This is a genomic window from Thermococcus sp. AM4 (assembly GCF_000151205.2).
Taxonomy (GTDB): Archaea; Methanobacteriota_B; Thermococci; order Thermococcales; family Thermococcaceae; genus Thermococcus.
Genome location: NC_016051.1, coordinates 1,020,725 through 1,047,504, shown reverse-complemented (window position 1 = coordinate 1,047,504; position 26,780 = coordinate 1,020,725). Strand labels below are relative to the sequence as shown.

The following is a 26,780-nucleotide window of genomic DNA, read 5'->3' as shown; positions in this document are numbered from 1 at the left end:
GGGATATACCTCACTGGTCGTAATTGCCCAGGAAGCGCCTATTGTAGCTTTTCCAACATTTCAGTATTGAACCAAAAAATTATTATACTTTGAAGGACTAACTTTGAACATGAACGTAAGGGGAGCCCGGACTGTGGGCTCTAATAACTCGTTCTAATAACGCTTCCGTGTCTGTGCAGCCCGGCTCTTCTTGCGTTGGGGGTGATCCACGTGAAAAAGCGCACGCTCTTTCTGCTCTATCTTTTAATCGGCTCCTACCTAAACGTGGGTTTCGTGGCTTTTCCCCGCCCCGTTCAGGCCCAGGATACGTACGTTTTCCAGGACGACTTCAACGACAACGTTCTCGACACGGATAAGTGGACCGAGGAGGTCGCTGGCGATGGAAACAGGTACCTCGAGGCAAACGGGGAGGCCCAGTTCGTTACCCACGGGGGCAGGACCGGGAACTACGCCACCGAGCACGCCTTCTTAAGGAGTTCCGTGATCACGGTGGGCAACTGGAGCTACGTGGTGTTCTCGGGAAGGTGGAAGTTCACCGATCCTGGGACGGCAGAGATGTGGCTTAGAATCTACGATGCCGACTCCGGGAACTACGTGGGCGTTCGCTACGTCAGCTGGCCGTCGGACAAGATAGCTTACGACAGACCGGAGGGCTCGATAACCGACTACCGGACGATTCCGAGGGATTACATCGATTTCAGGGTGGTTCTGTACGAGGACCGCTTTGAGTACTGGGAGGGCGGCGTGCTCGTGAAAACCGTGTACACGGCGGGGATGAAGGGCGTCACACACTTCCAGCTCGTAATAGGGGGCTGGGACGATACCCCGGTTGATTCCCACCTGTACTTCGATGATATAGCGGTTGAATACGGCTATACACCGACGGAAGAGAACCTTGAGATAGCCATCCTCTCGCCGGAGGAGAGGGTTTACAGTACGTACACGATAGACCTGAACGTTACCGCCAACAAACCCGTTCAGGAGTGGAGGTACTCCCTCAACGGCGGGGAAAACGTCACGTTCAAGCCGAACACGACCATAACTGCTCAGGGCGGTGAAAACCGGCTCGTGGTTTACGCCATTGCCGGCGACGAGCTGGCGGAATCGAGGGTGAGCTTCTACGTGAACGCGAGCGAGGAGGACGATACTCCCCCCGGGACCGTTGAAAACCTCTCCCATGAGGTGGGCGTGGACTACATCCGCTGGACGTGGGACAATCCCCGGGACGAAGACTTCGATACCGCCCTGGTGTACATCGACGGAAAATTCCGGGGCGAGACGGACGAGGGCGAATGGCTGCTGGATGGACTTTCCCCCGGGGAAACGCACACGATTGGAATTCTCACGAGGGATCACTCGGGAAACGTGAACACCACCTGGGTGAACGACACGGCAACGACCCAGGTTCCATCTCAAACCGTCTACGTAAACGAGAGCGGCTGGTGGTACGAGGGAGGAAGCTTCAACCCCAGCGAGACGCCGCTTGAGGATGGCCTGAAGAACGCGGTCAAGGGTGGCAGGGTCGTGGTCCTCGCCGGCAGATACGGTGAGAGCGTGAAGATCAGCAAGCCCCTTACAGTGGAAACTGCTGAAGGTGCGGTGGTCAGCGGTGATGGCTCGGGAGTGGAGAAGGGAATGAAACCCGTCTTCTACGTGAGCTCGGACAACGTTACGGTGAGGGGCTTCAACGTTACCACCGCCCTATCGAACATCGGCATCTGGGTGGACGGCGGCGTGAACTGCACCGTTGAAAACGTCACGGTCAGAATTGCGGAGACGGAGGAGAGCGAGCATTACGGGATATACCTCAGCTACGGCGGGAACAACGTCGTCAGGGACAGCGAGGTCAGTGTTTCGGGCTTTCAGGGAGTGGGGATATACCTGTACGAGGGGGAAACACCAAGCGACGTTTACGGCAACGCTGTTGAGGTTTTAGGCGACAGCGCGGACGGGATAGAGGTGTTCTACACTTCAGCACGCGTTTCCAACAACACCGTCTCCATCGGGGGAGTTAGCGAGAACTCCGGATACGCCCTCTACCTTTACCTCGCGGGCGATTCCTCCATTGAGGGCAACGAACTGACAACGAACCCGAACGAGTCCAGAGCGTGGGCGATAAACGTTGTTGGAGAGTTCAAGGGCTCGCTGAGTGGGAACAGGATAAACGAAGTTCCAACCGAGATTACCTGCCCCGAGAACTGTCTCGTGAGAGCGGTTTCTCCGGAGAACCGCCCTGCGCCGCCGGATGGATACGGCGACATTGGGGAGTACCTGGAGATAGACGTGGACAGCTGGCTTTACCTGGGCGTCTATTACGAGGATTCTTCTCTCGATGGCCTCGTGGAAGACAGCCTCAGGATTTGGCGCTTCACTGAGGGCTGGACGCTCGATGGAACGAGCGGGCATCGTCTCGACGCCAGCAGGAACCTCGTCGAGGCGAACTTAACCGGACCCGGTATCTTTGCACCGCTCGCCTTGGAGAAAACCGACGTTACTCCTCCGGTCATAAGCTTCGTTGATCCAACGCCCGGGAACGGCTCTCTGCTTGGAAACTCAACCGTCGTGATAAACGTAACGTCGAGCGAAAACCTCTCGCGGGCTGTTCTTGAGTTTGACGGAGAGAACCATACTATGCTCGGCTCGGGGAGGGGCTGGTATTACCGGATGAGCGTTTCTGATGGCTCACACACATTCAGAGTTCACGGCATGGACACTGCCGGTAATAACGGGACGAGCGAGGAGAGGAGTTTCGAAGTTGATACCAAGGCTCCGGAGTATTCGAACGTTGGTCAGGATGAGATGGGCGTTCCCCCCGGTAGGGAGGTACACGTTCACGCCCTCTGGAAAGATCCACACCTCTCTGGGGCCGTTCTTTACACGAATGTATCGGGCTCGTGGGATAACTCAGGGGATGTGAGCTTTGAGGGCGCTGATGGCTGGAGTAACTTCACGATCTCCACGGACGGCCTCGAGCCGGGCCTCTACTGCTGGAGGATAACCGGCGAGGACGTTCTCGGGCACGTGAACACGACGCCGATGGGGTGCTTCAGGGTTTACGCACCCCTGGAAATAGTCTCATACTCCCCGGAGAGTCCCGTTGAGAGCTACGTCGGCGATACGGTCGAGTTCTCCGTAACCGCGAACCAGATCGTAAACGTCACCTGGTACCTCGATGGAAGTATCGTGAAGACGGAGAAGAACGTTGAGACATCTACCTACAAGAACTCCGACGTGGGTGAGGGAGAACACGGCCTCAGGGCCGTTGTCGTGAACTCAAACGGTTCGGCAAGCCAGTTCTGGGCGTGGTACGTCTATCCCAGACCAAACCTCACGATTACCTTTGTCAGGCCCACCCCCGAGAACGGGGCAAGGCTCAACGTGAGGAAGATCATCATCAACGTTACCTCCTCGCTCGACCTCAGCAGGGTTACCCTCGAGTGGAACGGCGTCAACAAGAGCATGGAAGGTTCTGGACGGAACTGGTGGGCCCTGATGGAAAACCTAACCGACGGTACCTACACCTTCCGCGTCTACGGCTCTGCAGGGGGAATTAATGGCTCCACGGAAGAGAGGGCTGTAGAAATAGACGCAACGGCCCCTGAATTCTTGGAGTACGGTCAGGCTGAGGACGAGGTGATAGTCGGTGATAAAGCCGAGGTCTTTGCGAAGTGGACCGATGCCCACCTTGAGGGGGCGGTTCTGGTTACGAACGCGACCCTCGTTGATGGAGAGTTCACGTGGACGGAAAGCCCGCTCCAGATCGCCGATGGCTGGAGCAACGGGACGATAACCACGGATGAAAACTTCGCCGGAAAGGTCTTCTGCTGGTACATTCGTGCGAGGGATTCCTTCGGAAACGAGAACAGAACGCCTCAAATGTGCTTCAGGGTGGAGGAGAGACTGAGGATACTCTCGTTTTCGCCGGAGGAGAGGGAAGTGGAGCTGAGGGAGAACGAAACGGCGTCGTTTTCTATAACCCTCAACAGGATCGCGAACGTCAGCTGGGCCGTTAATGGGACCGTCGTCCTCAATGAGGAAACCAGCGAGTCCACGTACGAGAACTCCAGCCTGATTCCAGGCCTCTGGAACGTCAGCGTGAGGGCTGAAAATGGGAACGGCGTTGCGGAACACTGGTGGCTGGTGCGCGTAATGAAGCTGGAAAGCCTGCCCGAGATCGTTGTCTTAGAGCCCGGGAACGGCTCAAAGATAAAGGGAAGCTGGGTGATGGTCAGGGCGAGGGCGAGCGGTGAACTCTCTCTGGCGGTGCTGGAGCTTGACGGCGTTAATCACACGATGCTCGGTTCCGGGAAAAACTGGAGCCTGAACGTATCGCTTACGGACGGCCATCACTCCCTAAGGGTTTACGGCATGGACCTGACTGGGCGGAAGACAGTGAGCAAAGGACTGACCTTTGAGTCGGACGGAAACCCGCCGGAGATTGCCATAGAGTGTCCCACCGCCGTGAGCGAGGGTTCTCTGGTAACTCTGAACGTGAGCCTGTACGACGTCCATCCGGATGCCTATAGGATTTACCGGGACGGTGTTCTGCAGGTGGAAGACGGCTACTCCACCAACACAACCTTGAGGATGGAGTTTCGGGCAGTTGAACCCGGGATCGTGGAGTACAAGGTATGGGCAAACGACACCTTTGGATGGGAGAACGAGGCAACCGTGCGGATTCATGTGAGGGACACGACGCCTCCGAGGCTTGTTCTTCTTTCCCCCACCCCCGAGAACGGCTCAATCCTGAACAGGAACCTCGTGGAGTTCAAGCTGAGTTCAAGCGAAAATCTATCGAGGGCGATCCTCGTTATAAACGGAACCGGCTACGAGATGACGGGATCCGGAACGGAGTGGAGCGCGTCGGTGTTCCTGCCGGATGGCATGTACCGGTTTTACGTTGAGGCATGGGACGCCGGGGGAAACCTTAACGAGACGGAACGCAGAACTTTCACCATCGATACGACACCGCCGGTTCTTTCCTTCGTTTCGCCGACGCCTGCGGATTCATCCCTCGTAGGTTCGTGTACGATGACCATCGCTGTAAACGCGAGCGAAGAACTGAGCGAAGCCCTGCTCGAGTTCAACGGTGTAAACGTCACGATGAGCGGGTCGGGCAGGCACTGGGCCTTTACCGGTGAACTCTGCCACGCTGACGGCAGTTACTCCTTCAGGGTTTACGGAACCGACCTCGGGAACAACACCGGCGTTAGCGATGTCAGAACCGTTGAGGTTGACTCAACGCCCCCGCTAATCCAGTGGACGCGCGCCGTTAACATGAGCCGCCTTGGGGGGATGATCTTCAGGGCGGAGAGGCTCTCCACCGCGTTCTTCGAGTTCAACGTCACCGACGCACATCCTATGAGTTACAGGGTTTACCTGAATCCAAAGCCGGGCCTTCTGGAGCCTCCCGTGCGTGGGGGAAGCTATCGGAGCGGTGTTCCCTTTGAATTCCCGGTCAGAACTAACGATGTGGGAACTGACGTCTATAAAGTGGTCATTTACGACGCCGCCCTGAATCGCGTTGAGCTAACGCTCGCCGTTAGGGTCGTTGATACAACTCCTCCGGCGCCGGTTGGTGAGCTGAAGGTCACGACCAACAGTTCCGGGTTCGTGGTAACTTGGCTGAACCCGCGGGACGACGACTTCCAGAGGGTTGAGCTTTACCTTGACCCTAAGGAGATGGAGAACGAAAGGGGAGAGCGGGTTCTTGACTGGAACTCGTCCCTCGTGGCCAACCTGACCGGGGAACCCGGTGGGGAGATGCGGTTCTCGATGAGGCTTGGCCATGGAAGACACGTCCTGTACGCGAGGACCTTTGATAGATACGGAAACGGCGGGAGTCCTGTTGAAGTTGCCTTCACGGTTCCGCTGCCCGAGTTCGCGCTCAACTACACCGGTTCAACGCCCGAGAACGGAACGATCCTCCCGGGCGATGTTCATGAGGTCACCGTGGACGTATTCTCAAGCGTTCCCCTAACAGAGTGCCGCCTCCTCTGGAACGGCGAGCCGGTGGAAATGGAGGTTTTGGAAAACTCCTGCAGGGCAAAGGTGGAGGTCGTTCCGGGAGGGGAATACAGCTTCTCGGTTTTCGCGGTGGACGTTTACCGCCGCGGTGTCTCCATGCCGGTGAGGACCTTCTCGGTGGAGGGAACGTGCTTTGGCAAGAAAACCAGCCTCGAACTGCATCCACCGGGAGAGGTGAGCTCCCTGCGCTTCCCAGTGAACTTCACCTTCGTGACGAGTGCCCTCGCGAGGGTCTACACCTACCGCGCCTCGATCAGGGGGATGGAGGTAGAGAGAACCTTTGAGCCGGAGATCGAGATCACTGGTCACAAAGACGTTGCCGGACCCTTCGGAAAGGTTGAGAGGCTCTACGTGATAGAAGGCCGCTTCCTCGTTGATCTGTGGGATATAAGGGATGCGGTTCTGAAGGGGGCTGAGGAGGGTGAGCCCGTTGTCATCGAGGTAACCGCCACCGACTACTGCGGCGGGGAGATAAAGGCAGAGGGAACACTCGTTGCCTGCAGAAAGGCGGAGAGCCCTGATCTCTCGGTAGAAGTCGGGGACGTTTATTACCGGGACGATGATGTCGTGATGTCCGCGGAGGTAGTCAACGGAGTGCCCCTGAGGGGACTCTACTACTCAATCAACGGCGGCCCCTGGGTGGAGTTCAACGGCACTGTGAACCTGACAAGCTTCCTCGAGCGGGGAGAGAACACAGTAGCAGTCAAGGCTGTGAGCGGATGCGGCCTTACCGCCGAAACCACCGAGAGGGTTTTCGTCGGGCCCCCGCGCGAGGGCGATTGGATAGTGAACGACACGGAGGAGTGCATCGGACACGAGTTCAGCGTTAACGGCGGCCTTATTGTGACCGACACGGGAAACCTGACCCTTAGGGGCTGCAGGATTCACCTCGGCGGGAGCGTTCGGCTGAACGGGGTGATGAGGGCCTTCGATGGTTCCCTGATCGGGAACGCGAGCGGGTTCTCGGGAGGTCTGGGAAGGCTTGAGATGAGGGGTTCGACCCTTGAAAACAGCGGGGCGGGCAGCTTTGTCGAGGGCACAGCTCTCGTCTCGAACTCGGTTCTCTACGGCGAGTTCAGCTTCGAGTTTACGGAGCTTAAAATAGACTCCAGCATCGTAAACGGGGGCCTTTCCATCCTCGGATCAGGGAAGGTGACCAACACGGTGGTGACCGGCGGAAGCGGAATCGCCCTTACCGGTATGGACGGGGGGACCATCGAGAACGTCACCCTTCAGGACTGCGACTACGGAATTCATTTGGTGGACGACAACGGAAGAAACGTGGCCTTCAGGAACATCCTCGTGGAAAACCCGAGGGACGCGGCCCTTTTCATCGACGCAGGCTTCGGCTACCTGCCGGGGGAGGGTGTTTTCACGAACCTCACCGTGATCGGTGGAACCGTGATCATCAACGGTGGAAGTGCGGCCTTTGAGAGCTCCTCGATAGAACCCAAGAGCGGCTACGCGGTGCTTGTGAACGCGGGAGGGAAGATCCTGACGTTCCGGAACTCCAGCGTGGCCGGGAGGGGCGTTCTGGTCAGGAAACTTGCCACGCTCTCGCTCCAGGACAGCAACCTCAGTGGGGACGTCAGGGGTGATCTCGACTACCTTGAGGTTCTGGTGAGCAGGGGAAGGAAGGCGTCGCTCAGGGAGGGCTCACTGAGAAACGTTCACGCTGAGATAAAGGGCGTTCTCTCGATCGTTGATTACACCGTCGATGGGGGCAATATAGTCGCTTACGGAAGCGGAACTCTTCGTGTGGAGGACGAGGACGGAATCCCGGCCACGAACCCCTCTGATGAAGACGCAAGCGTTCTGCGGAACGTGGACGTTGAGGGTTACTCCCCCGGGGGAAACGCCCACATAGTGATATTCAACTCGAGGCTTGAGAACTCCTCTCTCGTAACGGACTCCCGGTGGCTTCTGATCAGGGGAAGCGTAATCAACGGCGAGCTGAGCCTCAACACGGGGGAGGAATCCCTCAGCCCGCCGGTGGAAACGTCCGCCTTTGGCGCCACGGCCGGGTGGTATTACAGCACGATGTACCCCTCGGGGGATTGGTATTACTCCCCGGATAGCACTGGCATGATCCCGGGTGACGGTCCCTTCTTCGCCCGCTCATCAACCGCTCCGAGCGGGTGGGGTTCGGGCACAGCCGTCGGAACGTTCAGGACCCTCTATCTGAAGAGAACCTTCAGCGTGGATGAGCTCCCGGCCAAGGCGATTCTCAAGTACTCGGCCTTCGGAAGGGTCGATGTGTACGTGAACGGTCGCCGGGTCGTCCACGACAGGAAGGTCGGGCACCTGTCCTTTGGCCTGCTCGGCCTTCGCGTCCTGCCGCACTCGGGGAGCGCTGACGTTGCCCCTTACCTAATGCCGGGCAGGAACCTCATAGCAGTTCGCGTAATCCTCCCCTCAGGTTACCCCTATTCGAACCTCGGGGCTTTCAGGGCATCCTTAAGGCTCGAAAGCGGCCTCTCAGCGGTAACCGACAGCGTTCTGAACGGGGACGTGGGCGGCTACGGAACGAGGGCGATCTTCGCCCGGGATGATGTCCACGGCAGACTGAGCTTCGACTACCTCTCGTGGGTAACCGTCTCCGACTCAAAGGTCCAGGGTACTGTGGACTGTGTGGGAAGGATTGAGCTGATCAACAGCGAGTTGGAGGGCAACGGGAGCGGTACCGGGCTTGGGATGACTGACTACGGTGCGATCTCGGTCGAGAACTCCAGAGTTCACGGCTTCGAGTACGGAATAATGGGGGCCAGTGAGGTCAACGTGACCGGGAGCGAGATCTACGACAACAACGTTGGGATAAGCCTTCAGAGCGCGAGAATTCTCATCAGGGACTCCTACATCAGGGACAACGGGATCGGCGTGGTGACTCACAACGTCACGGGAATGATAGAGAACAACGTGATCTACGGAAACGACGTTGGAATAGACGTGAACACCGGAGGAACGGCCTACGCAAGGGGGAACCGGCTCTCAATAACCCACGACACCGTACTGGGGAACTCCCTCGGTGTTCGCTTCAGCGGTGGAGCCGGTCCCGGTTATCTGAGCCTTACTAAGAGCCTGATCCAGAACAACGACCTCGGCCTGCTCCTCAACTCCACGATGATGCCGGGCATGGAGTTCGACTCGCTGGTAAACTACAGGGACGTGCTCATCGAGGGCCGCTTTTCACCCGTGTTCCGCTTCATTGACTGGGGAGGGACCGAGCCGAGGATGGTGCTCAGCTACCCCGATGGTTTTATGTACACGCGCGACGGTGAGGTGAGGGACGATTACGACATTCTCGCCCTGAACTGGAAGCCCGTCATCCTCCGCAACTCGACCTCCGTGGGTGCTGACTGGGGTTCCAGCCTGCTTTCGGCCTCGTTGAACGTGCATCCCCTCGAAAAAGGCTCGGTCAAAGGCGTCGTGACCCTCGCCGGAAGGGCGGTATCGAGGGAGGGCCTGTCCCAGGTGCGCTACTCCCTGGACATGAACGGGAGCGTTGAGACGATTGCTGAGGTGAACGTTGACTCGGACACCTACGACGGCTATGTTCTCTTAGACACGGTCGGGATGAACCTGACGGGCTGGGGAACGCTGAGGTTTACTGCGGTCGATTCCACGGGCAAAAACCTGACGAGTGCCGTGAGGGTGTACTTTGCCAACGCCGAGATCGTGATAGAGAACGTGAGCGCCACCAACGCCACGAACATCTACAGCCTCTACCGGATCAAGTACATACCCGTGGAAGAGGGCTTCTTGAAGAGCTGGCCAAACCGGGACAGGTTCGCCAACGTCACAGTCGTGCTCAAGAACACCGGCCTGATAAACGGGAGCGCAAGGCTCGTGCTCGACCTGCCGGAGTACGTGGAGAGGCACACCGGTAATGTTGAGGCCTTAGCATACATTCCCCCCAACGGTTCGCTGTCCCTCAGGTTCTCCCTTCCGATAGTGGAGTACAACTGGGAAACCCTGACGTGGGACGTTCTGCCCGATGAACTCCCGAGCTTTGGCAGGTTCACGGCCTGGGTCAGACTTTATGACTCCGACAACGTGCTGAGGGCGGAGGTACCGGTTACGGTGGGATTCACCCTCGGCCCGGTCTTCAAGATAACGGGATACAGCATGTATTCGTATTCCCGGAAGTACTGTAGGGGTTATCCCCAGTCCTGCCACCACGATCCCCCCTACGACGGTGACGGCGACGACGTCGTCGAGGCCGCTGAGAGCCACCACTTTGACATGGGCTACGAGAACGTTGGTGACACCGACGCCAACGTGAGGTGGATAAGTGTCAAGGAACACATCCCAGAGAAGTATCCGGGAAAGAAGACACTCCGCATGAACACCGTTGAGATATTCAACGATTCATCCAGCCTGTGGGACACGGATCCCGATTCGTTCCACCTGCTCGGAAGCGCCCCCGTTGGGGTTGAGAAGACTGGAATGGATGTCTTCATAGACTGGTGGCCGGATCTGCCCCCGATCATGATACCCCCAGTCAATTTCACCGGCGATTATCTCATCAGCGCCGACTTCTACTACTCCGACGAAAATGGGAGGGACTACTCTACCCCCAGCCTGAACTACAAAAAGAGGCCCGTAAAGGCTCTGAACAAGACGTTCGTGCCCCTGACTGTGCGTATGAACCCCGTGGACGTCAGGATTGTTGCCGTCAAGAACGAAAAGACGTACGTTACCATGCACAACACCAACGGGAACGTGTACTACGACTACTTCGTCCAGGGCTCCTACGGTCCGGGTGAGGGCTTCAGGTGGTACCACTTCATACCTCCGGGCTTCACGATGAGGGCGATAGCCGGGGACAGCCGCGAGCCCCAGAGGACGGTACCCCACTACAGGATCATAGTGGGTTTCAAGCCCTCGACGGTCGGAAGCTACCTCAAGCTGTTCGCCTCCACACTGAACGCCGTCCTCGGGGTGCTTGGAATCGACGTTCCCGCTGATACGCTTACCCTTGCCCTCGCACACACCGTGCTCAAGGTTGTGAACCTAGCCGAGACCATAGACTTCCAGACGGATTCCGAGAGCTTCGAGTCCATAAACGCCAGTCCCAGGAGGAGCGAGGTCGATGCCGAGCTCCTGTCAAGCAACGAGACGGTTATAGCGCCCGTTGGCATAGACACCTTCGCCCGGCTTGAGAAGAACTACGGAATGGACAGGGAGTACTACAACAGCCTGGAGAACCTCAACGAACTGCCCGCCGCCGAGCAGGCCCGGGTCCTCGGGAAGTTCGTGAAGGCGATAGCCCTCGATGAGGACCTTCAGCTCCTCCTCTTGGAGACGATAATAGAGGTGAGCAATGCGAACCTCTACTACAACCTCGGAAAGGTCATGAAGGGCGCGATAACACAGAACCCGGAGGCGATAGTCAGCGGAAGCGAGGCGATAGGCACCGCGGCACTGAAGAAGGCCCTGAAGGAGGCCGCCAAGGAGGCGGTCCTCGATGAGCTGAAGAAGACGAGCTACTATAAGGGCCTGACCCCGGAGGAGCAGGAGGCCTACAAGAACAAGGTCGGAAAGGGCGTCGCTGCCATCGTCGTCTACACCTTTGATATGTCCCAGTTCGTTACCTACCTGGCCCTTGCCCCGGTTCCAGGAACCAAAACGATATACGTCCTCGATCCTCCGGGTAACTTCACGGTGCATCCGGAAGACTCAAACGTGACCCTCTTAGGAGGCGGAGCCGTTGGGACGGGCGTTGGCAGGGTCTCGCTCTCCCTGGGCGATGTGGACGTTTACAACGCCAGCTACCTGGTTTCAACAGAGAGCCTTCCGATAGCATCGCTCTTCAACGGAACCCTGCTATGGATGAGCACCAGAGTTGAGGGCGTTAGAATTGGGGAGATGCTCGGGAACGTGACGATAACCATGAGGCCAACGGCGGATAGCGCGAACAGGCTCTTGGCTGCGCTCCGTGAGGAGGGCATGGTCGGGACGCTCCTCTCTGGCTATTTTGCGGGGAAGCCTCGCTGGAACGTCTCGATGGACTGGGGTAGGGTAGTCATCTTTGCCACTGGAATCCTCAACGCCTACCCCACGGAGGATAAGGTTAGCGTAAGCATCTTCACGAACGCGAGCCTCACCCTCGCCAACGTGACCCGCGTCGGTCGCTACGGGAACTTCATCGAGATTAGGCCCTCCTTCGTTCCCCTGAACTCAACCGAGGTAAACGTAACCGGAAATGCCTCCGTGGGAACCTCAAACGACTTTATCACGGTTGTGAGGGGCAGGGTTGAAAACCTGGAACTCAACGCGGCACCGCTGAAGCTCAGACTCGGGGATGCGATAACCGTAACCGCCCCCGCGGCGTGTGCGATCGAGTGGAGGTTAGACGGAAAAACCGGACGGGGCATCTTCGTTCCGACGGACGCCGTCGCGCCAGGAAACCACACGCTTGAGGTCACGTGCCTCATCGGAAACCTCAGTGAGTCCAGGACCTTCACGGTTGAGACGGTAACACCGCCCATCGTTACTAAGAAAGTCGCGGGCACCCTCGTGGATAGCTCAGGATTCATCGTGCTCGAGTTCGACACGGATCTTCAGATGATTTCCCTCGTCTCAGAGGGGAAGCTGAAGGGTGTAGTAGCAGTGTCCCAGAACCCTGGAGGGAGAGTGGAGGGCTATCTCGTGTACTCGACGTTCAACGTCACCCATCCCTCGAACTGGAGCGTTAACAACGTTACCCTCTACTTCAGGGTGCCGAGGAGGTGGTTTGAGAACAACAACGTCAGCCCGGGAGATGTTGTCCTCCTTCGCCACGGCTACGGCTGGACTGAGTACCGGCCCGTTTTAGAGTACGGGGATGGGGAGTACCTCCACTACCACGTCAGGGTACCTGCGCTCTCGGTCTTTGTTGTTGCCAAAAAGCTCAGCGTGGAGGAAAACGAGACACCAACGGAAACGCCAACCCCAACCGAAAGTCAGACTGAAACCGTTCCCGGTACTCCCGAAGGGGGAAGTGGCATCAAATTGCCCTACTACGCTCTGTTGGCCCTTGCGGCCGTGCTGCTCCTACTGGTTTATCTGCGCAGGAGGTGAGAAAATTGGGTGCGGGTCGATCTTTGCTTCTTTTTCTGTTTCTTTCGTGCGTTTTGACGCTTTCGTTTGTAAGTGCGGGAAGTTCCTCTGAAAAGATAGCCTTCCACGACGATTTCAGCTCGGGAGACGTCTCGGGAAAATGGAGCATAGACATCGCGGGAAGCGGAAACAGGTTCAGCGAGGAAGACGGTGCCGCGGTTTTCGAGACCTACGGCAGCAGGTTCAAGGATTATCGCAAGGAGCACGCCTTTCTCCGGAGTCGGGTTATCACGATTGAGAACTGGCGCTCCGTGACGTTCTCCGGAAGGTGGAAGTTCACCGATCCGGGGACGGCAGAGATGTGGTTCAGGATCTACGACCTCGACTCGGGGAAATACTTCGGGATGCGTTACATCAGCTGGCCATCGGACAAGATAGCCTACGACCTGCCAGGAGGGGCTGTGAGTGAGACCAGGAGAATTCCCAGGGATTACCGGACCTTCAAGGTAGTCCTCTACCCGGATCACGTGGAATTCTGGGAGTCGGGAGAATTGCTCAAAAACGTACCAACGGAGCAGTTTGGCCGCTCGACCCACTTCCAGCTCGTAATAGGCGGCTGGGACGACAGCCCGATGAAGTCCCACATCTACTTTGACGGGGTGGAGGTTTCCTACGAGCCAACTTCCACCGGAACGACTCGGAGTCAAACCGGGACATCAGGTCAGAAATCCAGTTCCGCAACTGGCTCCGGAAAAACCTGCGGGCCCGGCGCGATGCTTTTCCTCGCCCTTCTCGCAGCGGTGAGAAGGCGCTAACGCCTTTCATTTTCACCCAGGTAGAAGTCCGAAAAGAGCTCGACCTCCTGAACGTAGCTCCTCCTCAATTTTAAGGCCGTGTAGGCCCTCTCCAGCTCCCGGCCGAGGTAGAAGGCGTGCCTCGGGCTTATCTCGAAGCGCTCAAGAATCGTGTCTATTATCGCGTTCGGCTCGTCGCCGACGAGAGTTAGAACAGCTTTTGTTCCCCGGTAGGCGTTCACCCAGATTCTCCCGCCCTCAACCCAAATGCGGAAGTAAACCGGTTCGAGCTGGACGGGCCTTTCCCTCGCCTCAACAACCCCCTGAGCCGGCTCGAAGCGCCACTCCCTGGTTCTCTTCTCCTTCAGGATGAGCAGATCGAGGCCGAGGTCCTTTGGGGTTTCGAAGAGGTTCATGTCCACAGCCCTTCTCAGCTCCCTGACTGAGCCTTTAGCCTTTGCGCTCGTCTCCGTCGTAAGGAGAAGGCTTATCGAAAGCTCCTTAGCGATTCCAGCGAGCAAGGCGTTAATTCCCACGCTGTCCGCGTCGTAGAGCTCAATCACGTTTCCGACTCCAGCGAGGAGAACGTCGTCCGGGTTCCTCTCGCGGTAGAGCTGGAAGGCTGTAACCGAGCGCGCCAGGTGGGGAACCTGCTCGAGGATTAAATCGGGGATTAGGGTTTTGTAGCCCAAATCCAGAGCTTTTTCCTTGAGCCTCTCGAGAAACTCGACCCTCTCCGAGGGTTTAGCCGGGAAGAAACCCCTCCTCTGGTTCGTCGGGATTAGAACGACCGGCTTATCGGTGACGAGTTCCTCGATGTTGCTCTCATCAACGCTCAGGAAAAGGTCGGCGTAGTTCAAAGCTTTCTCGATTTCAGCGGTGTTGAGAGAATCGAAGCTGATTGGAACGTCGAAGCCCCTCTCTTTAAGTCTCCCGCGGATTTCTGGGAGGGATTCGATGAAATCGAGGTTCGTCTCTCCGGCAACCATTCCGATGTCGATTATGTCGGCCCCCTCGCGGAGGTAGTAGAGGGCCTTCTCAACGGTTCCAGCTATGCCGAGTCTCGGGGCGTCAACGACCTCGCCGAGAATCCTCGTCGGGAAGTCCCTTCCCGCGGGAAGGTTGCCGATGAGGACGTTCCCGGGCCTTTTAAGGGCCCTCTCGATGTAGCGCCTGTCCTTAGTCTTATTCCTGATGTCCTCGACCTTCTTCAGGCCGTCGAGGGAGAAGAGCTCGTCCGCCGGCTTTTCCCTGCTCAGCCTGAAGCCCTTCTCCAATGCCCTCAGCACGGCCGGTAAATCCATCGCGTTCCTCGGCCCCTTAAAGGTTGGAATTCCGATTTCGTCCTCGATGGGTTGAGCTGAACCCCTGACAAGGCCGGGAATCAGAATTAGGTCGTAGTCCTCGCTCCTCACACCGGCTCTCTTCAGGTAGCGGACTATCAGCTCTGGCGTCAGGAAAGCCGCGACGCTGACCGGCGTAACGAGGACGTCGCAACCTTTTCCATACTTCCTCACGAGCGGTTCGGCGAGTTTTCCCGTGACGAGGAGGATTCTCATGGTTGGAACTTCGGTGTTGGCCTTAAAAGCCCTCGGCCGGTAGGTGGCTCATCACCGCTCAGCCGGGAGTAGCTCGTCATCGGGCGTGGTGGATTGGGGAAGCCAATAAAAACCCTTTCGGCATCGAAAGGTTTTTGTCCTCGCCGGAAAATCAACTCAAGGTGGTAATATGGAAGGGCGCGACGCTTCGGTTGGAATAGTGTTCGGTGAATCGAGCACCGACCACTTCACGTTCATAGTCAACCCCAAGAACGAGCTCCCGCGCTTCGGGGAGTTCCTCGTCGTCAAAAACCGCGAGGGAGACGAGGTTTTGGCTCTCCTCAAGTCCATCAGAAACCTCAACTGGCTTATGGAAGCCGGAAGGGGAAGCTACGACTACGTTGAAAAAACCGTCAACGTTTTCTCGCGCGGAATCCTCGACAAGAGCGAGGAGATATTAGCTAATGCCAAGGTTCTCGGCGTTCTCAGAACGAGGGACGGCGAGTTTATGGTAAAGCCCGCCCCCAACCGCGTCCCCATAAAGCCGGGCGAGAGAGTTTATCTGGCCAGAGACGAGGACTTGGAGAGAATCTTCGCCAACGGGCACCTCAGAATTGGAAAGCTCATCGCGAGGGCCAACATAGAGGTCCGCCTCGACGCCAACAGGCTCGTTTCAAGACACTTCGCGGTCTTGGCCGTTACCGGAGCCGGTAAATCCAATACCATAGCGGTTCTCACCAAGGAGCTCGTGGACAACGTGAACGCGACCGTCGTTATCCTCGACCCCCACGGCGAGTATCAGAGGTTGAGCTGGCCCGGGGCGCGCGTCAACCCGATAAAGGCCACGATAGACCCCGGAAGGATAAGGCTGAGCGAGCTGGCAACGCTTCTCGGCATAGCCGAAAACGCGAGCCTTCAGAGGCGCTTCCTCGGGCTGATTTATAGGACGGTCAAGGAGGAGATGAGAAGGGACGGAAAGGTCGTCGGTGGTCTGCCATTCCTTGAGGCGATGGAGGACAAGATAGAGGAGTGGATACGCGTTTACGAGAACACCGACGACAAGGTAATCTACTACTACAACGAGAAGGGCATAGAGACGCCGAGGAAGATTCAGGCGAGGGATTTGGACTCCCTGATAAGGCTGAAGGACTACATAGGCGAGCTGAAGGCCAACTTCGGCGAGTTCATAAGCCCGGTAGATGTGCTCGGCGAGATAAGGCCCGGCATGGTGAACGTCATAGACCTCAGCGGAATGGAAGAGGAGCAGATGATAACGCTCGCGAGCTTCGTTTTGAGGGGAATCCTCAAGAACCGCATCGAGTACATCAAAGCCGTCAGAACGAGCGACAGGCTCACCGCGAGGGAGATACTGGAAGCTTACCCGGCCGTGAAGAAGCCAATTCTCGTCATAGTTGAGGAGGCACACATATTCGCTCCACGGGGTGAGAAGAACCCCGCAACCCTGTGGCTCGGCAAGATAGCGCGAGAGGGCAGGAAGTTCGGGGTTGGTTTGGGCATAGTGTCCCAGAGGCCGAAGAAGCTGGACGACGACATACTCAGCCAGACCAACACCAAGATAATCCTCAAGCTGGTTGAGCCCAACGACCAGCGCTACGTCCAGCAGGCGAGTGAGCAGATAAGCGAGGACCTGCTGAGCGATATAGCCTCCCTCGGCGTCGGTGAAGCGGTTATAGTCGGCTACGCCATCACGATTCCGGCGATGGTGAAGATTTATAACTTCGAGAAGGATTTCAACGGCCACTATGGAGGAAGGGACATAGATATCGTCGAGGAGTGGCTCGATGGGAAGGAGGAAGAGGTTAGCGAGGAAGAGGCCATAAGCGCCCTCCCGCTGTGAGGTGTTAAGATGAGGTTCGCGCACATAGCCGATGCCCATCTCGGCAGGGAGCAGTTCAACCAGCCCTTCCGCTACGAGGACTACGTTAGGGCCTTCCGCGAGGCGGTTGAGGAGGCCGTTAAAGCGAACGTGGACTTCATACTCATCGCCGGAGACCTCTTCCATGTGAGCAGGCCGTCGCCGAAGGCCCTGCGCGATGCGGTTGAGATACTCGAAATCCCGAGGAAGAAGGAAATCCCGGTCTTCGCCATCGAGGGCAACCACGACAAGACGATTCGGGAAGCTTCCATCTTCGACCTGCTCGAACACCTGGGCCTTCTAAGGACCCTCGGCCTCAGGAGGGAGGAAAAGAAAGACGAGTTCCTGCGGAGCAAGAAAATAGCGGACCGCTACCTCGTCTGGGCCGAAGTTGGAGACCTCAAAATCTACGGCCTGAGACACCACACGCGCTGGCAGCTCATAAGGGGCAACACCAACGTCCTGAAGGCCCTCTTCAAGAAGGGGGACATCTTGATGCTCCACCAGGCCGTTGACTACCTCGCGAAGGACACGCCCTATCAAGACGCCTTTGACCTGAGGCTGAGCGAACTCCCCGAGGGCTTCTCCTACTACGCCCTCGGGCACATACACGTGAGGAAAATAGCCGAACCGGAGCAGACCGGGTTGAACGGGCCAGTCGTTTATCCCGGTTCGCTCGAGAGAACCGACGTGAGGGAGGCGAGCCACATAATAGTTTACGGCGAGAGGGACAGAAAGCCGAAGGTCAGGGAAAACAACCAGCCGAAGGGCTTCTACATCGTTGAAGACTTCCGGCCGGAGTTCGTCGAGGTCGAAACGAGGCCCTTCTACCGCGTTACGGTCTCGGGAAACTCAAAGGCCGAGCTCAGGCGGAAGGTCGAGGAGGTAGCGGGGCTGATTCCGAAAGATGCCGTGGCAATCATCTACCTCGAGGGGACGGTGAAGGGTGGCGTTAGTTTGGCGGAGTTCAACGACCTGCTGAAGGATTCAGGCATAGCCTACTACGCTTTCAGGAGCAGGGTCACGGGCGAGGCGATAATCTCGAAGGAGCGCGTGGGCGAGGAGATACTGACCGAGTGGGAGAGGGAGCTCTTCCTCCACATGAGGGGTGAAACCAAGGAGTTCCCGCTCGACGAGTTCATGGACTGGCTCCTTGAGAAGTACCGCCTCGGCGTTCCGGCGGAGATGAATGCAAGGGCCCTCAAACCAGCGGAAGAGCCGAAGAAACCGGAAAACGTCGAAAAGAAACGGTCGAAAGAGGAAAAGCACGTGAAGGCAACTCCGAAGAGGGAGAAACAGGAAAAGTCAAAACCCGAAAAGAAGACCGGAAAGAAACCGAAGCCGGCAAAGCCGTCGAGCCTCGACGCGTGGCTGAGGGGTGGTAAGCGATGAGGGTCAGGAAAATCGAGATTCGGAACTTCAGGGCCCACAGGAAAAGCGTTGTCGAGTTCAGCGACGGCATAAACCTGATAATCGGCCAGAATGGAGCGGGAAAGAGCTCAATCCTTGAGGCCATCTTCGCCTCGCTTTACCTCGGACACCCGAGCTTCCCGAAGGGTTACCTGAAGGCCAACGCTCGCGTCGGAACCGGTGAGCTTTCCCTGAGCCTGGAATTCGAGCACAACGGCAAAACCTACCGCATAACCAGAACAACGAAGAAGAGCGAGCTCCTCGAGAACGGACGGCTCATCGCGGAGAAGAGCTCAGATATAGCGCGCTGGGTCGAGCGGAACGTTTACCCCCTGCAGATCTACACGAACGCGCTCTACATTCGACAGGGCGAGATTGAGGGCATAATCACCAACCGCGAGGTCATGGAGAAGGTTCTGCGCAAGGTTCTCGGCATAGAGGACTACGAGAACGCCGAGAGGAACTCGGCCGATGTAATCCGCGAGCTGAAGAGGAGGAAGGAGAACCTCAAGAGGCTCATCGAGAGGAAAGCCGAAATCGAGGAGAACCTCAGGGATGCCGAGAAGAGGTTTGCCGAGACGCTGAGAAAGATTAGCGAGCTGAGGAAGAGGGAAAGGGAGCTTTCGGCCGAGGTGGAGAAGCTTTCCAAGCTCTATCAAGAGATGAAGGAGAGGAAAGAGCTGATAACCAGCCTTGAGAAGAGGATAGCTCTCCTCGAAAAATCGCTGGCGAGCGAGGAGAAACTTTTGAGGGAGAGGGAGAAGAGGATAGGGGAGCTGAAGCTCGAGCTCGAGGAGCTGGAGGAGAAGAAGGCGAGACTCGAGGAGCTGAAGCCCCTCGCAGAGGAATACACCGAGCTCGGCAGACTTCTCAAACTGAAGGACGAGCTTTCGAAGGTTGAGGTTGGGCTTTCCTCGCTGAGGGAGAAGCTCCGCTCCCTCGAGAGGGAAACGGCGAAGCGTGCTGAGCTGGAGAAAAAGCTTGAGGAGCTGAAGAAGAAAGAGGCTGAGACGAGGAGGGAATACGAGAGGCTCAAGGAGAGGCACAGGCTCTACCAGCGTGCCCTGTCAATCCTCGGTGAGGCCGAGAAGCACAGGAAGGAACTCGAGAGGGCCGGCTACACCGTCGAGAAGCTTGAGAAGGAACTCAAAGAAATCGAGGAAGCCAAGGAGGAGCTTGAAAAACTCCAGGAGGAGATTTCGAAGGTCAGGGAGAAGATAGCCTCGCTGAAGGGGAAAAAGGCGGAGCTTATGGCCAACATGGAGAGGCTGGAAGGGGCCAAAATCTGCCCCCTTTGCAGAAGGCCCATAGACGAGCACGAGGAAGGCGAAATCTTGGCAGAATACAGGGCTGAGATATCGAGGATTGAGGGGGAAGTTAAAACCCTTGAGGAGGAACTCGAAGGGCTGAAAAAGCGCGAGGTTGAGCTCAGGAAGCTCCTCGCGAAAGAGCCAAAGCTAATCCGCCTCAAGAAGACGGCCGATTTGCTCAGGGAGGCGGAGGAAAAGCTTGAGGAGCTCGGCGTTGAGGAGCTTGAGAGGGACGCCGAACTCTTCGAGGAAACGAAGGAGAAACTCATCGGTCTCAAGAAGGAAATCCGGGGCGTGAGGGAGAGGCTTGAGGAGCTTGAGGGCCTTGAGAAGGAAAAGGAAGAAGTAGAGAAGGAACTTCACGCCCTCGAGGAGAGAAAGGCTGACATTCTAAAGAGGCTCTCCGAGAGGGGGTTTAAGTCCTTCGAGGAGGTTGAGGAGAGGATTGGGGAGCTCGAGAAGCCCTACCGCGAGTTCCTCTCGCTGAAGGACGTTCCAAGGAGGATTGAGGTCCTCGAGAGGAAGCTCGACGTCGAGCGGAGGAAGGCCGATGAATCAAGGGCGAACATGGAGCGCCTGAAGGCCGAGCTCGGAAAGGCGAGAGAAGAGCTGGAGGAAGCCAGAGAGGACTTCTCGGAGGAGGACTTCGAGAGGGCCGAGAGGGAATACCTTGAGAAATCGAGAGTCCTTGAGAGGGCGAGGGCCGAGCGTGAAGGGGCGGAAAGCCTGAGGGACGAGATAGCTCGCTTAATAGACGAGCTGAAGGCGAACCTCTGGGAGATTGAAAAGGCCGAGAAAGAGCTCGAGCTCGTCGAGAAGGCCCTCTCGGATATAACGGCCTTCAGGGAGAAGATAGCCCGGCTGAAGGCGGAGGAAGAGCTGAGGGGCCTTGAAGAGGTGCAGAAGCTGGCCGGAGAGCTGTTCTCGGAGATGACCGAGGGCAAGTATCAGGGGATAAGGCTGAGGCGCGAGAAGAAGTACGGAAAGGAGAGGATTGAGCTCAAAGTCCTCTACGCGGGCAACGAGGTGGGAATAGACTTCCTCAGCGGTGGGGAGAGAATAGCGCTCGGTCTGGCCTTCCGCCTTGCCCTCTCGCTCTACAAGGTGGGCAACCTTGAGCTCCTCATACTGGACGAGCCGACGCCATTCCTCGACGAGGAGAGGAGGAAGAAGCTCGTGGAGATTATATCAAGCCAGCTGAGGAAGATACCGCAGGTAATCATCGTCTCTCACGACGAAGAGCTGAAGGACGCGGCCGACTACGTGATAAGGGTTACCAACGCCGGTGAAGCAAGGGTGGAGGTGGAGAGCCTTGGAGCGTATTGACGACCGGCACCTCGAGGAAATCAGGCACTTCCTCAGGGAGAGCAGGAAAGAGCTCGGAAAGCTCGTTCCCCTCGTGAGGAAGCACTACCGCTGGGAGAGCTTACCCGAGCCGAAGAAAGCTAAGGTTTACGCCGTTGACGGCAGTAGAATGGCCAAGAGGCTCAGCGGGGCGATAATCTACGCCGTCTCCGCATCGGCGGTCGGCGATGACCTCTACTACTGGAACGACATCGGGGCGCTCTTCCCCTACAGCAACGCGGACGACAGGATAAGGGTTCACATGGATACCTTAGAAAAAAGAATGGGTGCCCTCGTCGGGGAAATGTCGGACCTCGTGCTCATGGACGGCACGATAAGCGGGGCACTCATAAGACCGCCGAGCTACGCGAACTCGACCACGAACCAGCTCTATGAAAGACACGGGAGGACGCTCTTGGAGGCCTCGCTGGACTTCCTTGACTACCTAAACAAACAATGGAACGAGTGGAAGCGGGAGCTCAAAAAGGGCGTCATCTCGGGTCCATCTCTGCTCGCCCGCGGGAGAGAAGGAAAGTCAATCTTCAAGATACTGGAGGAGAAGGGCTCGAGGAGCATTCGCGGAAAAATCTGGTGGGTTGTGGATGCCGAAAACCTGATAGTCCTCTTCGAATACCTTGAATACCTCCACGCCCTTGACAGGCTTTTGGGAAACGAGATAGCCTCGATAGCCAAGACCTTCTACCGCTCCGACGTCATAGGGACGGTAGCAGAGAGGGAGAAGCTGAAAAAAGTTCCAATAATGGTGGACACGCCCGTCGTAGCTTCGCTGACCGATAAGAGCGGTTACCTGCGCTTCTCGTCGAAGGTCGGCAAGAAGGAGGCCCTCGCTCAGTTAATCCTCGACCTCATGGAGCACGGCTTTTTCGAGAACCTTCGCGAGATTCTCGTCCTCGACGGGAGGAAGATAGAGGGCGCGAGAATTAACCCGGCCTACGTCCGCTTCGCAGACGGGGGATTGATTTATCTCCTCGAGGTTCCGGAGGGGCAGGACTTCGAGGAAACGCTGGCAAAAATCCTCTCTGTGGCCGAAGATGAGTACGTGATTCCGCTCGAATACGCGCACCACTCGGTCGTAATCAAGAAGAGGGAGTTCGACGCCTACGTTGACGCAATCCTGAGCGCGATAGTTGGCGAGGACGAGGCATACCTGAACTTCCTGCGCTACGGAAGGGAACCGCTGGAGTGATGGAGATGATTAAGGTTGGAACGTGTGGCTTCTGCGAGGGAAGGGCGAAGTATTTCCGGGACTTCGACGCGGTTGAGGTTCAGCAGACCTTTTACAGAATCCTTGGGGAGAAAACCCTCGAGCGCTGGAGGAAAGAGGCACCAGAAGGTTTTACTTTCGCGGTGAAGGCCTTTCAGGGCGTAACGCATCCCCCAAACAGCCCGACGTGGCGGAGGAGCAACGTGAAGCCGGGCAAAAACGTCGGCCTTTTGAGGCCAACGAGCGACGTCCTTCACTTCTGGCGGGTAACGCTCAAAGAGGCCGAAACCCTCGGCGCGCGCTTCATTCTCATCCAGCTCCCCCGGAGCTTTAAAGAGAGCGAGGAGAGCTTCACCAACGCGGAAAGGTTCTTCGAGATGATTGACAGGGGAAACTTCGAGATAGCCGTTGAGCTGAGGGGCTGGAGCGAGGAGGGGATTAAGCGCTTCGTTAGGGCCTTCGACGTCATAGACGTAACAGACCCGCTCGTGAGGATTCCGCTCCACAGCGGCGAGACGAACTACTACCGCCTTCACGGGCGCTACGAGAACGGGCGGATAATTTACCGGCACTCCTACAGCGACGAGGAACTGCAAAAAGTTCGAGAGCGCGTCCTCGGCTGGAACAGGAGTGAGAGCTTCGTCTTCTTCAACAACACCGACATGTGCCGGGACGCGAAGAGGTTCAAGGCGATTGTGGGGGGAGGATAAAGCTTTGATAGGGATTTATACAACTCCATCGAATTCCCTTTAGGTGGGAGCATGGAGGAGATAACGATAAAGGTTCCGGCGGGGATTGACATTGAACGGCTCAAAAAATTCCTTGAAGCTGACGCAGAGTTTCTCGCAAAGGCAATGAAAAAGAAAGTCCATCCCGGAATGCTCGGAAGGGCAAGCGCCGAGGAGCTTGAGGAGTACGCCGGGGAAGTTTAGTATCTCGGCAATGCTTTTCTAAGCCTTGGGCTCAGGCACGGGTCCAGCTCATCACAGTCAGCCGGTTAAAGGGTCATCATCGCATGGAAAAGAAAAGGGTTCAGTAGGGGAGGTTCCTCTTCTTCTTCCACTTGTGGCTCCAGCGGTACTTCCTCATTCTCCTGCTCCTGCCGAAGCCGCAGGCGGCGCAGTAGCCCTTCTTGACGTTGAAAGCTCTTCTACCACAGCGCCTGCACCTTATGTGGGTCGGAGTACGATTCCGCTTACCCTTTGGCTCTGTGCCCGCTCCCATGGTCTCACCTCGCTAAGTCTGCTCACTCGATATCGACCGGGGAGATCGCGAGAACGTTGTCTCCCCTCACGACGATTTTACCGTAGCTCTTAACGACCTCGCCGTCCTGTATGTAGTCGGCTCCGGCGAGGACAACGTTCAGGTGGATGTCGTAACCGATGAGCTTGCCCCTGAACTCGCCACCCCTCTTGAGGAGCACGAGGACGTCCTTGTCAAGGGACCTGTGAATAACATCGAGTGGTCTTTCCGCCATTTTCACGCACCTCCAAACAATCAAAGCTCATAGCCTAAACGACGGAAACGGTTTATAACTCTTTCCGTTTTTCGGCATCGTCAGAATTCCAGGGAAAGCCCCAAAACCTTTTTATGAAATTGTCTCGCTCAACTCTCAGGTGGTAGAGCATGGGGGAGCAGGACAAGTACGAGGTTCTCCAGGATCTGATGAGGAGGCGAGGCTTCGCGTGGGGCAGCTTTGAAATCTACGGCGGTTCACGCGGATTCTACGACTACGGCCCGCTCGGCGCGACGATAAAGAGGAAGATAGAGCAGAAAATAAGGGAAGCTTTCCAGAGGGAGGGCTTCTTCGAGCTCGAAACGCCTGACATAACGCCGGAGAAGGTATTCATAGCGAGCGGACACGTCGAGAAGTTCGTCGACCCGCTCGTCGAGTGTAAGAAGTGCGGCGCCAGGTTTAGAGCCGACCACCTCGTCGAGGAAGCCCTTGGCATGGACGTCGAGGGGTTATCAGCTGAGGAACTCACGAAGCTTATTAGAGAACACGACATCCGCTGTCCCGAGTGCGGCGGCGAGCTGTCCGATGTGTGGTACTTCAACCTCATGTTTGAGACGAAAATCGGCCCCTACGGCGACCAGAAAGGTTACTTAAGGCCAGAGACGGCCCAGGGAATGTTCGTGAACTTCAAAAGGCTGAACGCCTTCGCGAGGAACAAGCTCCCCTTCGGCGTCTTCCAGATTGGGAAAGCTTACAGGAACGAGATTTCACCGAGGCAGGGAATGTTGAGGCTCAGGGAGTTCACGCAGGCAGAGGCCGAGATATTCTTCAACCCGAAGGAGACAGAGCACCCGCACTTCGACGAGGTTAAGGACGAGGTTTTGAGGCTCTACCCGATAGAGCACCAGCTCAAGGGCCTTGGCGAGATTGAGCTCACCGCCGAGGAAGCTGTAAAGAAAGGCTACATTATGAACACCTTCTTCGCCTACTACATGGTCATGGTCAAGAGAACCCTCCTCGACATCGGCATTCCAGAAGAAAAGATACGCTTCCGCCAGCAGCTACCGGAGGAGCGTGCCCACTACTCGCGCGACACCTGGGACGCGGAAATCCACAGCGAGCGCTTCGGCTGGGTGGAATGCGTTGGAATAGCCAACAGGGGAGACTACGACTTAAGCAGGCACATGCGCGAGAGCGGGGCAGATTTGACGGTGCTCATCCACTACGACGAGCCGAAAATCGTGAGGAAGCTGGAGGTTTCCCTCAACCTCAAGCGCGTTGGTCCGAAGCTGAGGAAAGACGCCAAGAGGATAAACGAGCTCATCAAGGGCTGGGACGAGGAGAAGAAGCGCGAGCTGGTCGGAATCCTTGAGAAAGAGGGCAAAATCACGATAGAGGGCTACGAGCTGGAGAGAGACGACTTCATAATAAGGGAAGTCGAGGAGAAAATAACCGGCGAGAAGATAGTCCCGCACGTCCTCGAGCCGAGTTTCGGAATAGATAGGCCCTTCTACCTGCTCCTCGAGAACAGTCTCGTCATCGAGGAGGACAGGACTTATCTAAAGCTCAAGAAGGACATGGCGCCGATTGAGGTTGCAGTTCTGCCCCTCGTCGCCAAGGAACCGCTGAAGAGCATAGCCTACGACGTCTTCAGGAAGCTCCAGAAAGCTGGCTTTATAGTCGTCTACGACGAGAAGGACACAATCGGAAAGCGCTATCTAAGGTACGACGAGATTGGAACGCCCTACTGCGTGACCATAGACAACCAGACGCCCGAGGACAACACGGTGACGATTCGCGACCGCGACACGAGGGAGCAGGTAAGGGTTAAGATAGAGGAGCTGCCGTCAAAGCTCAGGGAGCTGATCTTCGGGGAGTGAGCGTTTCTTTTCTTTTAAACGAACACGGTCTCCCCAGGGAAGATCTGTATTCCCCTGCTCGTTATCCGGTACGGCCTCATGGCCTCGTCGAAGGCCGAACCCCTGAACTTGGTTATCTGAATGGCCCTGACGGGTTTGTCCCCCGAGACGACCCTGGTGAGCCTGATCACGCCGCTGACGAGGTACTTCTCCACGTCGCTTTTCTCGAGCTCCGACGTCATCAGAACGGTGACGTTGTACCGCCTGAGGGTCTTGAGGAAGGAGAGGAATATCTTCCTGTATTCGAGCTCGTCCGGCACGGTTAGCTTGACCATGGTTATCGGATCGACGACCACCCTCCGGTATTCCCTTTTTCTGAGCTCCGCGCTCAGGGAGTTGAGAAGTCTCTCAAAGCTCTCCCCGAATTCGATGTCCGGGCTCTCTGAGAACACGATGCTTCTCTCGGGGTTCACGGGGGTCGCGTCCACTATCTTGAAGTTCTCGCTTCCAACGTTGAAACCGAGTCCCGCCATGTCCTCCTTTAGCTGATCCGCGGGCTCTTCAAGGGTTACGTAAAGGGCGTTCTCGCCCCTCTCAACACCGGCCATGGCGAAGTGCATCGCCAGTATGGTCTTACCTGCTCCGGGAGGTCCTTCGACGAGATAGGCCCTTCCCGCTATCAGGCCTCCCCCGAGCATCTCATCGAGTCCCGGTATTCCAGTGGATATCCTCTCTACCATACGGATCACCGTTTGTGGATAATCCGTTCTACGAACTAAAAAGTTAGTGGTCGCATGGTACAGGAGGGGGCCCCACATGATCTTAAACGTTCACTATGGGCTGGGAATGACCAGAAAAGCTTAAAGGGAGTTTTTCACACCTGGAAAACCGGTGGTAGCT

At 56.9% G+C, this 26,780-nt stretch carries 13 protein-coding genes; 9 read left to right on the top strand and 4 right to left on the bottom strand.

Annotated features, from left to right (window positions below; genetic code table 11):
• The first annotated feature begins 210 nt into the window (after positions 1–210).
• Positions 211–13,089 (top strand): right-handed parallel beta-helix repeat-containing protein, encoded by a 12,879-nt coding sequence (locus TAM4_RS05615; protein WP_014122281.1) that lies wholly within the window; start codon positions 211–213, stop codon positions 13,087–13,089.
• Positions 13,090–13,142: 53 nt separating this feature from the next.
• A complete protein-coding gene (locus TAM4_RS05610) occupies positions 13,143–13,883 on the top strand; it encodes a CGP-CTERM sorting domain-containing protein (protein ID WP_014122280.1) in 741 nt (246 codons plus the stop codon).
• On the opposite strand, the gene TAM4_RS05605 is transcribed toward TAM4_RS05610, so the two are convergent.
• The gene (locus TAM4_RS05605) at positions 13,880–15,421 is read right to left on the bottom strand and encodes a dihydropteroate synthase-like protein (RefSeq protein ID WP_014122279.1); all 1,542 of its coding nucleotides are present in this window, start codon (positions 15,419–15,421) and stop codon (positions 13,880–13,882) included. The genes TAM4_RS05610 and TAM4_RS05605 overlap by 4 nt on opposite strands.
• Positions 15,422–15,590: 169 nt before the next feature.
• Between TAM4_RS05605 and TAM4_RS05600 the strand changes: the two genes are divergently transcribed.
• The 6 genes from TAM4_RS05600 to TAM4_RS11795 are packed head-to-tail and all read left to right on the top strand — an operon-like array spanning position 15,591 to position 23,497.
• Positions 15,591–17,258 carry an ATP-binding protein gene (locus tag TAM4_RS05600; protein ID WP_014122278.1) on the top strand — a complete coding sequence of 556 codons (1,668 nt, stop codon included), beginning with the start codon at positions 15,591–15,593 and terminating at the stop codon, positions 17,256–17,258.
• Positions 17,259–17,267: 9 nt separating this feature from the next.
• A complete protein-coding gene (locus tag TAM4_RS05595) occupies positions 17,268–18,668 on the top strand; it encodes an exonuclease SbcCD subunit D (protein WP_014122277.1) in 1,401 nt (466 codons plus the stop codon).
• The gene (rad50, locus tag TAM4_RS05590) at positions 18,665–21,322 is read left to right on the top strand and encodes a DNA double-strand break repair ATPase Rad50 (protein WP_014122276.1); all 2,658 of its coding nucleotides are present in this window, start codon (positions 18,665–18,667) and stop codon (positions 21,320–21,322) included. Before TAM4_RS05595 ends, rad50 begins: the two co-directional genes overlap by 4 nt.
• A complete protein-coding gene (locus TAM4_RS05585) occupies positions 21,309–22,547 on the top strand; it encodes a DNA double-strand break repair nuclease NurA (RefSeq protein WP_014122275.1) in 1,239 nt (412 codons plus the stop codon). Before rad50 ends, TAM4_RS05585 begins: the two co-directional genes overlap by 14 nt.
• A 5-nt stretch (positions 22,548–22,552) precedes the next feature.
• On the top strand, positions 22,553–23,275 hold the full coding sequence (locus TAM4_RS05580; protein WP_014122274.1) for a DUF72 domain-containing protein: 723 nt from the start codon (positions 22,553–22,555) through the stop codon (positions 23,273–23,275).
• A 51-nt stretch (positions 23,276–23,326) separates the two neighbouring features.
• On the top strand, positions 23,327–23,497 hold the full coding sequence (locus tag TAM4_RS11795) for a hypothetical protein (protein ID WP_014122273.1): 171 nt from the start codon (positions 23,327–23,329) through the stop codon (positions 23,495–23,497).
• Positions 23,498–23,597: 100 nt separating this feature from the next.
• Here TAM4_RS11795 and TAM4_RS05575 read toward each other — a convergent pair whose 3' ends face one another.
• Both TAM4_RS05575 and TAM4_RS05570 read right to left on the bottom strand, forming a co-directional pair.
• Entirely contained in the window at positions 23,598–23,789 is a 192-nt protein-coding gene (locus tag TAM4_RS05575) for a 50S ribosomal protein L37e (RefSeq protein ID WP_014122272.1), read from the bottom strand.
• Positions 23,790–23,811: 22 nt separating this feature from the next.
• Positions 23,812–24,042: an LSm family protein gene (locus tag TAM4_RS05570; protein WP_014122271.1), complete on the bottom strand. Its 231-nt coding sequence runs from the start codon at positions 24,040–24,042 to the stop codon at positions 23,812–23,814.
• 149 nt (positions 24,043–24,191) lie between these two features.
• Between TAM4_RS05570 and glyS the strand changes: the two genes are divergently transcribed.
• On the top strand, positions 24,192–25,901 hold the full coding sequence (gene glyS / locus TAM4_RS05565) for a glycine--tRNA ligase (protein ID WP_014122270.1): 1,710 nt from the start codon (positions 24,192–24,194) through the stop codon (positions 25,899–25,901).
• Positions 25,902–25,915: 14 nt separating this feature from the next.
• On the opposite strand, the gene TAM4_RS05560 is transcribed toward glyS, so the two are convergent.
• The gene (locus TAM4_RS05560) at positions 25,916–26,620 is read right to left on the bottom strand and encodes an ATPase domain-containing protein (protein ID WP_014122269.1); all 705 of its coding nucleotides are present in this window, start codon (positions 26,618–26,620) and stop codon (positions 25,916–25,918) included.
• Between the last annotated feature and the right edge of the window lie 160 nt (positions 26,621–26,780).

Bases quoted from the DNA above. Each gene is read 5' to 3' on its own strand.
- TAM4_RS05595 (WP_014122277.1), top strand. From the start codon at position 17,268: ATGAGGTTCGCGCACATAGCCGATGCCCATCTCGGCAGGGAGCAGTTC.
- TAM4_RS05600 (WP_014122278.1), top strand. From the start codon at position 15,591: ATGGAAGGGCGCGACGCTTCGGTTGGAATAGTGTTCGGTGAATCGAGC.
- TAM4_RS11795 (WP_014122273.1), top strand. From the start codon at position 23,327: ATGGAGGAGATAACGATAAAGGTTCCGGCGGGGATTGACATTGAACGG.
- TAM4_RS05605 (WP_014122279.1), bottom strand. From the start codon at position 15,421: ATGAGAATCCTCCTCGTCACGGGAAAACTCGCCGAACCGCTCGTGAGG.
- glyS (WP_014122270.1), top strand. From the start codon at position 24,192: ATGGGGGAGCAGGACAAGTACGAGGTTCTCCAGGATCTGATGAGGAGG.
- TAM4_RS05560 (WP_014122269.1), bottom strand. From the start codon at position 26,620: ATGGTAGAGAGGATATCCACTGGAATACCGGGACTCGATGAGATGCTC.
- TAM4_RS05580 (WP_014122274.1), top strand. From the start codon at position 22,553: ATGATTAAGGTTGGAACGTGTGGCTTCTGCGAGGGAAGGGCGAAGTAT.
- TAM4_RS05575 (WP_014122272.1), bottom strand. From the start codon at position 23,789: ATGGGAGCGGGCACAGAGCCAAAGGGTAAGCGGAATCGTACTCCGACC.
- rad50 (WP_014122276.1), top strand. From the start codon at position 18,665: ATGAGGGTCAGGAAAATCGAGATTCGGAACTTCAGGGCCCACAGGAAA.
- TAM4_RS05570 (WP_014122271.1), bottom strand. From the start codon at position 24,042: ATGGCGGAAAGACCACTCGATGTTATTCACAGGTCCCTTGACAAGGAC.